Raw genomic sequence first — 14538 nt, forward strand, 5'->3', positions numbered from 1 at the left:
GTGATGGTGCAGGACCGACTCCAGCAGATCTTTCGGGAGATCTTCAGCGACGACGGCCTCCTCGTCTCCGACACGATGACCGCCGAGGACGTGCCCGGCTGGGACTCGCTCGCGCACATCAACCTGATCTACGCCGTCGAGCGGGAGTTCTCGATCCAGATCGCCGACGACCGGCTCGCCAGCTTCGCCACCGTCGGTGACATGCGCGAGCACATCGAGGAGCTCAGCGGTGTCCACTGAGGCCGGCCCCGCGATCGGGTCACCCGCCCCGCCGATCGCCCCAGCGGACGACGTCACCGCCCCGTCCGCCGCGACCGCCCCGTCCGCCGCGGAGGCGGACCATCGGGAGGCGTCCGAGCTGGGCCTGCGGGAGATCCTGCGGGAGGACTTCCGGCGGCATTACGGCTCGCTCGCCCATCCGGGCCTGCACGTGCTCGCCGTCTACCGCCTCGGGCAGTGGCGGCGCACCCGGCGCCAGCCGCTGCGCGCCGCGCTCACGGTGGTCTACAAGGTGCTCAACAACCTCGTCATCCGTAACCTCTACGGGGTCGAGCTGTCCGAGCAGGCCCGCCTCGGCCGGCGGGTCCTCATCGGCCATCACCAGACGATCCTGATCCCGCCGTTCTGCGAGATCGGCGACGACTGCACCCTGCGGCACAACCTGACCATCGGCTACGCCGGCGGCTCGGCGTCGCCGCGGGACGTGCCGAAGGTCGGGGCCCGGGTCGAGCTCGCCCCCGGCGTCCACCTTCTCGGCGCGATCACCATCGGCGACGACGCCCGCATCGGCCCCGGCTCGATCGTCATGGCGGACGTCCCTGCCGGCTCCACTGTCTTCGCCGCCCCGGCCCGGATCATGAAGCCCCCCACCCGCTGACCACCGCACTTCGGCCGGCCGCCGCTCGGACAAGCAGCCCGGTTCCGCGGAACATCAAGATCACTGAGCTGTGGTGGGGGCCGGGCGCATGGCGCGGTTCCGCGGAACACCAAGATCACCGGTATGTGGTTGGGGTTGGACGTGATTCGCGGTTCCGCGGAACACTGAGATCGCAATAGCCGGAGCCCGGACGCGACGCGATTCCGCCCGAAGCGCTGGGTGACATACTCCCAGGGCATGGGGGACAGGCACGTGTACGGGCCGGGTCGTGCCGTGACCGGTGAACCTTCGGCGCCTGAACCTTCGGCGCCTGAACCTTCGGCGGCTGAACCTTCGACGACGCCGCGCCGGTTCCACGGGGTGATGGTCTCGAGTACCTACCGAGATCTGGAGCAGCACCGTGCCGCCGCGATCCGGGCGATTGACGGGCAGGGGCTGCACCCGGTTGCGATGGAGCAGGACTCGGCGCTGCCCGAGGTCACCGTGGTGGATTCCTCGTTGCAGAAGGTCCGGGACGCGGCNGCCTATGTGGGCATCGTTGGACGCAGCTACGGGCAGGTCCCCAGGATCGCAGGTAATCCGCGGGGTCTGTCGCTGACCGAGCTGGAGTTCCGGGAGGCGCGCCGCCTCGGCCGGCCAACGCTGATCTTCATCATGAGCGAAAGGCATCCGGTGCCGGAGACGGCGGTGGAGCTGGACCCGGAGAAACGCCGAAAACTGGCGGAGTTCCGCGACGAGGTGAAGCGCGCGAGTGACGACTCTCTCGTGCACCGGGTGTACCGGGAGTTCGACAGTCTCGAGGATTTCACGGTCGCGGTCACGCAGTCGGTCGCTGCGCTGCGCCGTGTCCTCGACGCGCGCGACACCGGGGCTGCCCCCGGGCCCGCCGCCGGGGCGAATCGGGCCGGCCGGCGGGAGCGCGATGGTATCCCCGCCTCGCCGCAGCTTTACGCCGAGCCTCCCTATATCGGTCGGCAGCGGTTCGTCGGGCGGGTGGCCCAACTGGAGACCCTGACCGACTGGGCGGCACCCGCGGATCCGTACCCGATCCTGCTGTTCGACGCGATCGGCGGCACCGGAAAGAGCGCGCTGACGTGGGAATGGGTCTTCGGCCACGCTACTGATGTCCGCGGAGACTGGGCGGGGCGATTCTGGTACTCCTTCTACGAGAAGGGGGCGGTGATGGCCGACTTCTGCCGCCGGGCCCTCGCCTACACCACCGGCCGGCCGCTGGACGACTTCAGGAACCTCAAACAGCCCGACCTCACCGACCTGCTGCTCCGCCAGCTCCAGAGCAGGCCGTGGCTGCTGGTCCTCGACGGCCTCGAACGAGTCCTCGTCCACTACCACCGCCAGGATGCCGCCCAGCTCGCCGACGAAGACGCCGGCACCAGCGACACGATCGCCGACCGCGACCCCTGCGCGGCGATCCGTCCCCTCGACGACGAGCTGCTGCGCGGGCTCGCCGCCCCCGGTCCGTCGAAGATCCTCATGACCTCACGGCTGGTGCCGTCGGTTCTGCTCGGCCCCGCCGGCCAACCGATCCCCGGTGTCCGACACGAGCCGCTGCCCGGACTCCGGCCAGCCGACGCGGAAGCCCTGCTGCGGTCCTTCGGAGTCGACGGCGACTCGGGCACCATCCGCACCTACCTGCAGCGGCACTGCGACTGCCATCCACTCGTGACCGGCATCGTCGCCGGTCTCGTCACCCACTATCTGCCCGCGCGCGGCCAGTTCGACCGCTGGGCCNCCGACCCCGACCACGGGGGCCGCCTCGACGTCGGGGACCTCGATCTCGTCGGCAAACGCAACCACATCCTGCACGCGGCCATCGACGCACTTCCCGACCCGGGTCGACAACTGTTGTCCATGCTCGCCCTGCTGTCCGAAGCCACCGACTACGACACCATCAACGCGCTCAACCCCCACCTGCCGGTTAAACCCGACGCCGTCCCCACGCCGTCGAAGCCCGAAGACGATTGGGACTGGGAGTACAGGTCGGCGGAGGACCGCGCCGCCGCGCGGGTGGCACACGCGGCGGCGATGGAGGAGTACCAGGCATACCTGCAAGCCCTGAGCACGTGGGAGCGAGCCCCGGAACGTCTCTCGGCCGCGCGACGACTCGCCGACACCGTGGTGGACCTGGAAAAACGCGGGCTGCTGCAGTTCGATCGGCGCACCCGCCGGTACGACCTGCACCCGGTGGTGCGCTCCGTCGCCGCCGGCAGGCTCCCCACCCACGACCGTGACCACCTTGGCCAACGCGTCGTGGACTACTTCTCCGCCCGTCCCCACATCCCTTACGGGGAAGCCGAATCTCTTGACGATCTACAGGATGGCCTGACCGTCGTCCGTACCCTCCTGCGAATGGGCCGGATCTCCGAAGCCTACGACGCATACCTGGGCGACCTGACACACGCCCTCGCCTTCAATCTGGAGGCGTACACTGAGATACTATCTTTAGTACGCCCCTTCTTTGTCCATGGCTGGAACACTCCGTCCCCCGATCTGGACGCGACGGCCCAGAGTTTTCTGGTCTCCAACGCGGGCTACGCGCTCAGTATCCTCGGAGAGTACCGCCAGGCGTTCGCCGCTGGCAGAGTCGGTTTGGATATCAACCTTGACCGGCAGAACTGGAATAGCTTGCGTAATGCGATAAGCAACTGTGGAATGGGTATTTATGGCCAGAACCGCCTCGCGGCTGGCGAGCGCCTTTTTTCTCTCGCTCTCGAGCTGNCTGAATGTCTCGACGGTGAGGATTTGTTCCTCGGGCGACTAGGCCTTTACAATATATATGTAGATTCCGGACGTATGGATGATGCCGAGCGCATGTGGGAGGCTCTCGACCCGATGGGTCGCGACTGGGCCCGGTCGAGGTACAGACCCGGGAGCGCCGAGCTACTGCGTGCCTACTTCCTGTTCGAGCAGGGCACTCTCACGGAGGACGACCTGGGGCAGGCCGAGCAGATTGCGACGGCCGGCCGCAGCCGTGAGAATGTCCGCGAGCTGTACCGGCTGCGTGGGTGGTGGCTGGCGGACCNCGGCCAGTGGGCGGCCGCAGCAGACAGTCTCGGCGAAGCCGTGCGCATGGCCCGCGAAGCCGGCATCCCCGAAGCCCACGCTGAAACCCTGCTCGCCCTGGCCCGTCTCCACCTCGGCCAGCTCACGAACCCCCGCGCCGACGCCGAACGCCTGGCCGCGCTCCGCCGGCCCGCGCACCTCCACCTCGCGCGTCTGTGGCACGCCATCGGCGACACCGGCCAGGCGACCAGGCACGCCCTCGCCGCCTACCGGTATGCCTGGGCAGACGGCGAACCCCACGTCCACCGCCACGAACTGAACCGCGCGACGGAGCTGCTGCACACCTTGGGCGCCGAGATCCCCCGCCTGTCCCCCTACGACCCCGCGGCCGACCCGCCGCCCGACTGGGAACTACGCGCCGCGGCAGCCATCCGCGATCTACGCCGTCAGGACGACAGTCAGGGCTGACGAGGTCCGACCGCTCCCCGGGTGGCCATCGGTCGGTCCGTTCACAGTGACGGTGAATGACCGGGCTTTCGCGTCTGGTGTCGCGGTGCGTCGACTAGGTGGCCTGTGCGGAGGCCGCGGGATGTCGGCGGCCGGGGGGCGGGACCGAGTCGGTACGGTTTGAGACCGGACCGTCTGGCCCGATCGGGCCACCCCGCGGCCGACATGGAGAGGACTCGCGGATGAAGGTGCTCGTGACGGGCACGGAGGGGTACCTGGGGTGCCTGCTCGCGCCCGAGCTGATGCGCGATGGCCACGAGGTCATCGGCGTGGACACCGGTTACTACAAGTACGGCTGGCTGTACCGCGGGACGGACCGGACCCCGCTGACCCTCGACAAGGACCTGCGCCACCTCACCGTCGCCGACCTCGCGGGCGTCGACGCCGTGGTGCACATGGCCGAGCTGTCCAACGACCCGCTCGGCGCGCTCGCGCCAGACGTCACGTACAAGGTCAACCACCTCGGCTCGGTGCGGCTGGCGAACCTCGCCAAGCAGGCCGGCGTCGAACGGTTCGTCTACATGTCCTCGTGCAGCGTCTACGGCGTGGCGACCGGCGAGGACGTCACGGAGACCTCGCCGGTCAACCCGCAGACCCCGTACGCCGAGTGCAAGGTCTACGTGGAGCGCGACGTCGCCCCGCTGGCCGACGACTTCTTCTCGCCGACCTTCCTGCGCAACGCCACCGCCTACGGCGCCTCGCCGCGGCAGCGGTTCGACATCGTGCTGAACAACCTCGCCGGCGTCGCCTGGACGACCGGCGAGATCGCGATGACCTCGGACGGCACCCCCTGGCGTCCGCTGGTCCACGGCCTCGACATCGCGAAGGCGATCCGCCTCGCGCTGACCGCGCCGCGCGACGTCGTCCACAACCAGATCTTCAACGTGGGTGACAGCGAGCAGAACTACCAGGTCAAGGAGATCGCCGACGCGGTCGCCAGCGTCTTCACCGGGTGCAAGNTGAGCTTCGGCGACAACGGCGGTGACAACCGCAGCTACCGGGTGTCCTTCGACAAGATCGCGAGCACCCTGCCCGGATTCTCCTGCGACTGGAACGCGCTGCGCGGCGCCCAGCAGCTCCACGAGGTCTTCAGCCGTATCCAGCTCGACCCGGAGACCTTCACCGGCCGCGGGCACACCCGACTCAAGCAGCTCCAGTACCTGATCGGCACCGGCCAGCTCGACGCCGACCTGTTCTGGGCGCATCCGTGATCGTCACCCCGACGGCGATCGCCGGGGTGACGATCGTCGACGTCGAGGCGTTCACCGACGCCCGGGGCCTGTTCGCTCGGACGTTCTGTGCCGAGGAGTTCGCCGCCGCGGGGCTCGCCGTCGAGGTCGCCCAGTGCAGCGTGGCCTACAACGCCACGGCCGGCACGATCCGCGGGATGCACTGGGCTGGCGAACCCGTGCGCGAGACCAAGTTGGTCCGCTGCACCCGCGGCGCGCTGCTCGACGTCGTGGTCGACCCCCGGCCGGACTCGCCGACGTACCTGCGCCACGTCGCGGTCGAGCTGTCCGCCGACAACCACCGGGCGTTGTTCATCGACGCGGGGCTCGCGCACGGCTACCAGACGCTGGCCGACGCCACCGAGGCGACGTACCAGATGAACGTTCCCTTCACCCCGGGACACGATCGCGGGCTGCGCTTCGACGACCCGCGCCTGGGCATCGCCTGGCCGCTGCCGGTGTCGGTGATCTCCGACAAGGACCGGGCCTGGCCGCTGCTCACGGGCGTCCCGGCCTGANTCCGTTGTCGTTGCCGCCACCCCCCGTTGTCCNATCGCTTTCGGTGCCTGCGAAACTCAACGCCGGCGGGAACGTGGGTGGTGCCCTCGCGACCCGGAGGGCAACACGGCCCCTGACCCTGGTGCCGTGACGATCAGATTGCTTCGGACTGTCACATCCCCGCGGCGGATGTGCGGTCACCACACCGCTCGGCTCGCTGGGCCGAGCGGCACACCCGCGTCCGGCCCGCCGGGCCGTGTAGCCGGCACCGACGCGGGCAGATCGATGCCGACATCTCACCAAGGGGAGCGCATGTCATCCGGAAACCCGGCCCAGGGCGGTAGCGGAACCGTCGCGGCCGACGCGAACCAGTCGCCGGCCACCTCCGGCGGCATCGCCACGCCGGTCACCGCGTGCCGGTCCTGCGGCGGGGCCGCCCCGCGGCTGTTCCTCTCCCTGGGGTCGACGCCCATCGCGAACCGCCTGGTGCGCGCCGACGCCCTCGACGCCACCGACCCGTCGTTCCCGCTCGAGGTCGGCTTCTGCGAGTCCTGCGCGCTGGTCCAGCTCACCCACGAGCTGCCCGCGTCGGAGATCTTCGACGAGGACTACCCGTACTTCTCGTCGTTTTCGGACATGCTCGTCCGGCACGCCGAGAAGCATGTCATCGACCTGATCGCCAGCCGCAACCTCGGCCCGGACAGCCTGGTCGTCGAGGTCGCCAGCAACGACGGCTACCTGCTCAAGGCGTTCGTCGAGCGGGGCATCCCGGTGCTCGGCATCGAGCCGACGCCGGGTCCGGCCGCCGCCGCCCGCGAGGCCGGCGTGCCGACCCGCGAGGAGTTCTTCGGCGCGGACCTGGCCCGCCAGCTTGTCGCGGAGGGCCTGCGGGCCGACGTGATCATCGCGAACAACGTGATGGCCCACGTCCCCGACCTCAACAGCTTCGTCGAGGGCTTCTCGATCCTGCTCGCCGACGGCGGGCTCGTCGACGTCGAGAACCCCGGCGTGGGCGCCCTGCTGGCCCACACCGAGTTCGACACGGTCTACCACGAGCACTTCTGCTACTTCTCCACCATCGCGGTGGACGCCCTCATGCGCCGCCACGGTCTGGCGCTCGTCGGCGTCCAGGAGTTTCCCGAGCTGCACGGCGGGACGCTGCGCTGGAGCATGCAGCACGCCGTGGCCGCCGAGCCGGCCGAGTCGGTCGCGGCCGTGCTCGGCGCCGAGCGGGCCGCGGGCCTCGACTCGTTCGCGCGGTACGCCACCTTCGGTGACGACGTACGCGCCGTGCAGGAGGAGCTGGTCGCCCTGCTGCAGTCGCTGCGAGCCGAGGGGAAGACGGTCGCCGCCTACGGCGCCGCGGCCAAGGGTGCGACGCTGCTGAACTCCAGCGGCATCACCACGGACCTCATCGACTTCGTGGTCGACCGCAACGTCCACAAGCAGGGCAAGTACATCCCCGGGGCGCGGCTGCCGATCCTCGACCCCGCCGTCCTGCTGGAGCGCCAGCCCGACTACCTGCTGCTGCTGGCCTGGAACGTGAAGAAGGAGATCATCGCCCAGCAGGAGGAGTACGCCGCGCGCGGCGGTTCCTTCATCGTGCCGGTACCCCGGCCGGTCGTGCTGTAGGCGGGTCCTGCATCGTGGAATGGGGTCGTCGTCATCTCCGCCCGCGGCCATCCGGGTCGCGGGCGCCGGGCCGGCGTCGTCGGTCGGGAGAGCGAGCATGACGGACATCGATCTGGATCTGCGGGCCTCGGGCTGGCCCGAGGATCCGCCGCCCGAGGACCCGCACTCCGTCGAGCAGACCCCCCACGCCCCCCGGCCGGGCGCGCCGGCGCCGGACGGATCTCCGGTGGCCGGCGGCCAGAGCAGCCCCGCGCGCGCCTACGATTCGGCGTTCATCGGCTTCGAGGTGTCCTCGGTGATCCCGCCGGAGACCTGGGCCGCGCCTGCGCCTCTCCCGGCGTCTCCGGCTCTCCCGGCGTCTCCGGCTCTCCCGGCGTCTCCGGTTCACCCTGCGCCTCCGGTTCACCGACAACCCGGCCCCGGCGCCGGACCGTGGGGTCAGCCCCCGGGGCACCCCGGTACGTCCGAGCCGGCGCCCGGCGTACCGGCCTGGCCGGGCCAGCAGCCCGCGCCGCCGCGTCCCCAGTCCACCGGGTCCGGAACGCGGCCTCCGCCGCCTGGTCAGGGGCAACAGCCTGGTGGGGGGCAACCGCTGAGCGGTCCGCCCGACCCCCGTCGAACCCCGACCGCACCCCCGGCCCCGACGTCCGGCGCCGGGCCTCCGGACCGGGCTGCGACACCGCCGCCCGCCGCCCATCGGACGCCGCCCGCCGGCCACCCGACGGTTGGGCCCCCTGCCACGGATCACCGGCCACCGATGTCGCCGGGTGGCTACCCCGCCGGATCGGGCACCTCCCCTGGTCGCCCGTCGCCGCCGGATGGGTCCCGGCGGGGGCGGATTCCCACGGCGGGCCGCGTCCCGACGTCACCGCCGGCCGGCTACCCGGCGGGTCAGGCGCCGATCGTGGGACGCGTTCCCACCGGACCATCGCCGACAGCCCGCGGCCCGGTGGGCCAGGCCCCCGCAGGTCCGACGCCGGCGGGCCAGACGCCAGCAGGCCACGCCGCGGGAAGCCAGGCCAGATCGGACTACGTCAGGCCGGGCCAGCTTCCGCCGGGCCAGACTCCGCAGGGACAGGTCCCGGGAGGCCGGAACCCGACCTCGCCCGGCAGGACCGGGTTCTCGCAGCCCGGCTGGACCGTATCGTCCCGGCCGGGCGTGGGGGCTGCACGTCCGGGTCCGGCCGCCACACCACCCGAACGGCCCCCCGCCGTGCTGCCGGGGCTCACCCCGGCGCTCCCCGAGGGTCCCCCCGGGGGGCAGATGCCCTCGCCGATCACCGTGGAACCCGGGGTGCGATCCGTCCCGCCGGCCTCCGCTGGGCCGTCAGGGCCCCGCACCCCCTCGGGTCCGCGTGGGCCGAGGGAAGGCCGTGCGCCGTCGGGTCCTGGCGTGCCGTCGGGTCCTGGTGTGCCGTCGGGTCCTGGTGTGCCGTCGGGTCCTGGTGTGCCGCTGGGTCCGGACATGCGAGATGGTTCGCGGCCTGCGCCGGGAACGCGGACGTCGGCGGAGTCCGCCGGTCTGGGTTGGATCGCGGTCAGCACGGCGCCGCGGGCTTCCATCCGATCCGTCGAGGCCGGCGGTCCCGAGGTGGGCGGCAGCCTGCCCGGGTTCGGATCTACCTATCCGGCCCCCGGCCCAGACCCGGGCCCAGGCCCCGGCCCCGGCGGAGCCGCAGCCGCAGGCCCACGTCCCGCCGCAGGTCCAGGGGTGAGGTCGCAGCCGGGGCCAGGCGAGGCCGGGGGCGGTGCGGGTGCGGGGCCGAGTTCGCCGGAGACCTCGGCGCTGCCGGGGCTGCGCCGGTTGCCGGGCGGTAGCCCGCTGCCCCACACGATCACCTCGACGATCGACCTGAGCGCCCTGCAGCACCGCCTCCGCGTCGAACAGACCGAGATCATCGCCCGGGTCGAGGATCCCGCGCCCCGCTCGCACCGGCGCCGCCGCCGAGCCGCCCCCGCGGACGTGGAGTCCACCCAGGTGGTCTCGCGCGGGTCATTGCCCGGCCAGCCGCGTCCCGGCGGCCGGTCCGATCCGTCGGGCAGCGGCGCGGCCTACGAGGGCCTCGCCGACGCTCTGGACACCGGGCTCATCGATCGGCGTGGCGGCCGGGCGGGCGGTACGGCGCGGCGCCGGGCCGACGTCGGCGGGGTGGTCGACGACCGTGGCCGCCGTGCCGACCATGGCCGCCGTGCCGACCGGACCCGCCGCGTCGACGGCGATCCTGGCGAGGTTGACGATCCCGAGCGGGGGGCCGGCCCCGGCGGGGGCGGCCCCAGCACTCGCTCGAAGGCGATCTGGACCCTCGCCGACCAGGCCATCTCCAGCGCGACGAACGCCGCGATCTCGTTTCTCATCGCGCGCCAGGTCAGCGATGTCGAGTATGGCGCGTTCGGGATCGCCTACACGCTGTTCGCCATTGTGATCGGGTTGTCTCGTGGCGCGACCTGCATGCCGCTGAGCATGCACTACTCGGGCGCGACGCCGTCGTCGTTCCGGTCGGCCGCCTCGGCCACGACCGGCTCGTCGTTCGTCTTCGGGATCGGGATCGGGGTCGGGTTCGTCGGCGTCGGCCTTGCCGTCGGCGGGCCGGTCGGATCGTCGCTGATGGCGATGGGCTTCGTGCTGCCCGGCCTGCTCCTGCAGGACGCCTGGCGGTACGTCTTCTTCGCCATGGGGCGGCCGTTCGGCGCGTTCCTCAACGACCTCGTGTGGGCCGTCGTCCAGCTGCTCGGGATCTGGCTGCTCGTCCACCGTGGGGTGACCGAGTCGTCCCCGCTGCTGCTGGCCTGGGGAGCCTCGGCCCTGGTCGCCGCCCTCATCGGCATCGTCCAGGCCGGCTTCTGGCCGTCGCCCGGGGCGACCAGGCGGTGGCTGGCGGAGAACAGGACGGACTCGACGTACCTGGCGGCGGAGTTCATCACGGTCCAAGGCGCCCTGCAGACGTCGATGCTGGCGATCGGGGCGGTCGGGTCGCTGTCGACGATCGGTGCCCTGCAGGGCGCGCGGACGCTGCTCGGTCCGACCACCGTGGTCGGGGTCGGGGTGGTCAGCTTCGCGCTACCCGAGTTCTCCAAGCGGACCTCGATGAACGTGCACGCCCGTGAGCGGGCGGCGTACGCGCTGTCCGGGCTGGTCCTCGCGATCGGCGCGGCCTGGAGCCTGATCTTCTACTTCCTGCCGGAGCGCTATGGCCAGGCTCTGCTGGGCGACACCTGGGAGGGGACGAAGGGCATCCTGGGCCTGTCGATCCTGCACTATCTCGCGGCGGCGGTCCCGGTGGGACCGGCCTGCATGGTCTACGCGCTCGGTAAGACCAAGATCACTTTTAGGCTGAACGCGGCCTTCGCCCCGATGCTGCTCGGATTTCCCATCCTCGGGGCGGTTCTCGGCGAGGCCCGCGGCGCGGTGATCGGATTCAACATTGCTTTTTGGGCTATTGCTCCGGTGTGGTTCGTTCTGCTCCGTCGGCTCGGGCGCGAACACGACGCCGAGCAGGCGGCGCTGCGCGCGGCGCAGGGCGAGCCGGGAACCGCCGTCGATCCGGTGCGTCCGCGCGCCGGCAAATCCGGCAGTGGTGGTGGCGCTCGTGGGCGCGGGTCGCGGCGGCCCCGGCCGGGGGAGGGGAGAGGCGGCCGCGCGGGATGGTCGGACCGGGGGGCGAGGCCGCCCGAGCCGGTGTCGGCCGGGGCGCCGCGCGGCGGCGCCGGTCCCGGCACCGCGGGTGGTTGGTCGCCGGAACGGGGACGATCACGCCAGGACCAACGTTCGTCCGGGGGGCGGCGGCCGGCCGGCGGTCGCCCGGTCGCCGGTGCGTTCGACGAGGTGGAAATGACCGGCGGGTGGGAGTTGCCCGAAGGTTCGGCGCGGCGTGATAGGTCCAGTGCAAAACGACGGGATGGAAATAACTCGACAAAAGTTCGGAAATCTGACGTCCCGGAAGAGTTACGACGGGAACTTCCGCGACCGCGGCCGGTCCGCACGGATCGTGACCGTCCCTCGCCGCGGGGGAAGTCGGGTGAATCCGAGCGCGGTATCGGGTCGGTGGATGATGTGGACGGTAGGGGTCTCGCCCGGGGAGGTCAGCGCGACGGTCATCGTCGCGGAACCGGCCCGCGGCGTGGCAGGGGCGACACCTGAGCGCCATCACGGCGTCAGTCATAGCTATGACCGTTTACTATCCGCTATCGGCTATGCTCACAAATCGGTTCGTCAGATCTAGACCGTGGTCCGGCAATCGGGCCGGATGCTCCTGTGGGGGGCCACTTTGAGTCCGCTTCACGTCCTGCTGGAGGTGTCGGTGCGTCAGCTCGCCGGCTCTCCGATCCGCGTGCGGGCCCGGTCCGCCCGTCCTGAGTCCGAGGCGGGCACGTCATGAGCCGCAACGCACAGGCGGGTGGCGAGACCAGCCGGGCCCCGTCCGCTCCCTCGTTGTTCCGCATCATCCAGCCGCGGCTGCTGATCATCGTGATCGTGGTTGTGATCTTCGCGGCGCTGGCGGCCATCTACTCCAAGGCGCAGTCGGCCACCTACGCGTCGAGCGCGCGGGTCTTCCTCTCCACCGACTCGGGCACCCTGGGGGCGAGCTCGGTCGACGCGACCCGCTTCGTCCAGACCCAGGCGCAGTTCGCCCAGTCCTCGGCAGCGGTGGCGGTGATCGCGAAGGACCTCAAACTGTCCGAGTCGGACGTGTCGAGCCGGCTGAGCACGTCCCCGTCGGACGCGGGCTACTTCTTCGTCATCAAGGGCAAGGGGCCGTCGCAGGAGGCGGCGAACTCCCTGGTCAAGTCCGCCGAGACGGCCTACAGCACGCTGCTGACGAATTATGGCCCCAACAGCCAGGAGTCGGTGACCGCGCTGAAAAATCTGCGCGACCGGCTCGTCACTGAGGGGCAGGGTTCGGCTGCGGGGACAGCCAATGACGTCGGTGTGCGCACCGCGCAGATCCAGGACCTCAACACCAAGATCGCTGCGGCGGAGACTGCGGCGGTGCTGGGTAGCTCCGCGGTGAAGCTGGCAGAGCCGCCGGTCGCCGACGGTCAGGGCGGTCCCAACCTGCTGCGCAACGTCCTCGTCGCGGTGATCGTGGGCCTGCTCGGCTCCATCGCCGCTATCTGGATCATGTACCAGCGGCGGCCGACGATCCTCGACCCGCACAACCCGTCGGACACCCTCGGCGTGCCGCTGATCGCCGCGCTGGAGCCGGGGCGCACGACCGCGAGCGCGGCCGAGACGCTCGTCTCGGCAATGTCGGCGGTGATGTCGCCGACGAGCAAGGTGGTGGCGTTCACCCCGGCGTCGCGCGGGGACCTCGCCGCCGACCTCGTCTCCTCCGTCGCCGCGGCCTGGTCGGACGACCAGGGCGTCGTGCTGATCCTCGACACCTCCCCGTCGTCGGAGGTGCGGGCGTCGCTGGAGGGGCTGCCGCGGGCGACCTCCGGGGAGCTGCCCCGCTGGGCGCACGAGCCCACCTGCCTCGCCCGCTCGTCCGGCACCGGCCGCGGGCACATCCTGTACAACCGCGTCTCGCCGGCCCGGGCGGCGCGCCCCGGCGGCCTCGCGCCGATCCTCGCCGACCGCGCGCCCGTCGTCGACCTGGTCATCCTGGTCACCTCGGCGCTGGCCGAGCTGCCGATGACCGCGGCGTCGGCGATCCAGGCCGACGCGGTCGTGGTCATCACGTCCACCGAGACGCACCTCAAGGAGCTGGAGCAGGTGCCGCGGGACTGGCCGGCGCTCGCCGAGCGCGTCGTGGGCGTCGTCCACGACGGCCGGACCGGCATCCGCCGGGCGACCGGCAACGCCGCCCCGGAGCGTCGCTCCTCGGTCGACACGATCACGTCGAACTCCCCGGTGGGCGGCGAAGGTCCGCCGAGCAAGCGCGGCGGCATGGATCCGGAGGCCACCGACCGCTACGCCCGTCCCGCCCGGTAACAACCCGGCCCTCGCCCCGCCCTTGCCGGCCGGGCCGCCCACGGCGGCCGGCAGACAGCCAGAGCGACAGACGGCCCCGCTCCTCGCGCCCTGCGCGTCGAGCGGGGCCGTCGCCGTTCTGCGAGGGCCGAGCCGTTCCGCGGCCGCGGCCCGGCCCGGCTCTACGCGCGCACGAGTGCGAGGACGAAGCCGTCCCAGCCCTTGCTGCCCACCGTCTGCAGCGCGGTCGCCGTCAGCCGCGGCTCCGCCCCCACCAGGTCCAGCACGGCCCTGGTCCCCTGGACGTCGGGGTCCGCGCTGTCGGGGTCGACGACCGCCCCGCGGCGCACCACATTGTCGATCACGATCGCGCTGCCGGGGCGGGTCAGGCGCAGCGCGGCGGCGAGGTAGCGCGCGTTGTTCTGCTTGTCCGCGTCGATGAACACGAGGTCGAACGGCTCGGGTTGGGCCGCGATCAGCGCGTCGAGCGAGTCGACGGCGGGACCGAGCACGACCTGCGCGACGGCGCCGAGGCCGGCGCGCTCCAGGTTGCCCCGGGCCACCTCGGCGTGATGGGGATCGACCTCCAGGGTGACCACCCGGCCGGTCGGTCCGACGGCCCGCCCGAGCCAGATCGTCGAGTATCCGCCGAGGGTGCCCACCTCCAGCACCCGTCGGCCGGAGACCAGGCGGACGAGCAGGGCGAGGAAGGCGCCCTGGTTCGGCGCGACCTCGATCGGCGGCAGCCCGGCCGCGTGGCTCGCGGCCCGCGCCTGCCGCAGCGTGTCGTCATCGTCGACGAGGGTGTCGACGAGATAGTCGTCGACGGCTCGCCAGTTCTGCACCAGGTCGTCCACCGGTGG

9 protein-coding genes and 3 pseudogenes are annotated in these 14538 nt (G+C 71.6%); 11 read left to right on the forward strand and 1 reads right to left on the reverse strand.

Annotated elements, in window-relative coordinates; all coding sequences use genetic code 11:
- The first annotated feature begins 3 nt into the window (after positions 1–3).
- The 11 genes and pseudogenes from UK82_RS03485 to UK82_RS03520 all read left to right on the forward strand — a co-directional run bounded on the left by UK82_RS03485 (position 4) and on the right by UK82_RS03520 (position 13696).
- Positions 4–240: an acyl carrier protein gene (locus UK82_RS03485; protein WP_044883496.1), complete on the forward strand. Its 237-nt coding sequence runs from the start codon at positions 4–6 to the stop codon at positions 238–240.
- Complete coding sequence (locus UK82_RS03490; RefSeq protein ID WP_236705458.1) at positions 230–877, forward strand: serine O-acetyltransferase; 648 nt, start codon at positions 230–232, stop codon at positions 875–877. Before UK82_RS03485 ends, UK82_RS03490 begins: the two co-directional genes overlap by 11 nt.
- Before the next feature lie 363 nt (positions 878–1240).
- Positions 1241–1398: DUF4062 domain-containing protein (locus tag UK82_RS42255; RefSeq protein ID WP_396230447.1), on the forward strand; the 158-nt coding region annotated here is incomplete at its 3' end.
- A 1-nt stretch (position 1399) separates the two neighbouring features.
- Positions 1400–1486: pseudogene (locus UK82_RS42260) on the forward strand (hypothetical protein); the annotation flags it as partial.
- A gap of 45 nt (positions 1487–1531) precedes the next feature.
- Positions 1532–2626: pseudogene (locus UK82_RS35420) on the forward strand (hypothetical protein); the annotation flags it as partial.
- Between the two features lie 1961 nt (positions 2627–4587).
- Positions 4588–5364, forward strand: a 777-nt coding sequence (locus UK82_RS03500) for an SDR family oxidoreductase (protein WP_236705460.1), incomplete at its 3' end; no start/stop codon positions are given.
- 1 nt (position 5365) lies between these two features.
- Positions 5366–5616 (forward strand): annotated as a pseudogene (locus tag UK82_RS41950) (NAD-dependent dehydratase); the annotation flags it as partial.
- Positions 5613–6152 carry a dTDP-4-dehydrorhamnose 3,5-epimerase family protein gene (locus tag UK82_RS03505; protein WP_044883381.1) on the forward strand — a complete coding sequence of 180 codons (540 nt, stop codon included), beginning with the start codon at positions 5613–5615 and terminating at the stop codon, positions 6150–6152. The pseudogene UK82_RS41950 and the gene UK82_RS03505, both read left to right, overlap by 4 nt.
- Before the next feature lie 292 nt (positions 6153–6444).
- Positions 6445–7764 (forward strand): class I SAM-dependent methyltransferase, encoded by a 1320-nt coding sequence (locus UK82_RS03510; protein WP_044883382.1) that lies wholly within the window; start codon positions 6445–6447, stop codon positions 7762–7764.
- Between the two features lie 1711 nt (positions 7765–9475).
- Complete coding sequence (locus tag UK82_RS03515) at positions 9476–11902, forward strand: hypothetical protein (RefSeq protein WP_236705461.1); 2427 nt, start codon at positions 9476–9478, stop codon at positions 11900–11902.
- Between the two features lie 234 nt (positions 11903–12136).
- The gene (locus UK82_RS03520; RefSeq protein WP_044883384.1) at positions 12137–13696 is read left to right on the forward strand and encodes a Wzz/FepE/Etk N-terminal domain-containing protein; all 1560 of its coding nucleotides are present in this window, start codon (positions 12137–12139) and stop codon (positions 13694–13696) included.
- 161 nt (positions 13697–13857) lie between these two features.
- Here the strand turns inward: UK82_RS03520 and UK82_RS03525 are convergent, their stop codons facing one another.
- On the reverse strand, positions 13858–14532 hold the full coding sequence (locus tag UK82_RS03525) for an O-methyltransferase (protein ID WP_044883385.1): 675 nt from the start codon (positions 14530–14532) through the stop codon (positions 13858–13860).
- Positions 14533–14538: the final 6 nt, after the last annotated feature.

It is taken from the genome of Frankia sp. ACN1ag (genome assembly GCF_001414035.1).
GTDB classification, from domain to species: Bacteria; Actinomycetota; Actinomycetes; order Frankiales; family Frankiaceae; genus Frankia; species Frankia torreyi.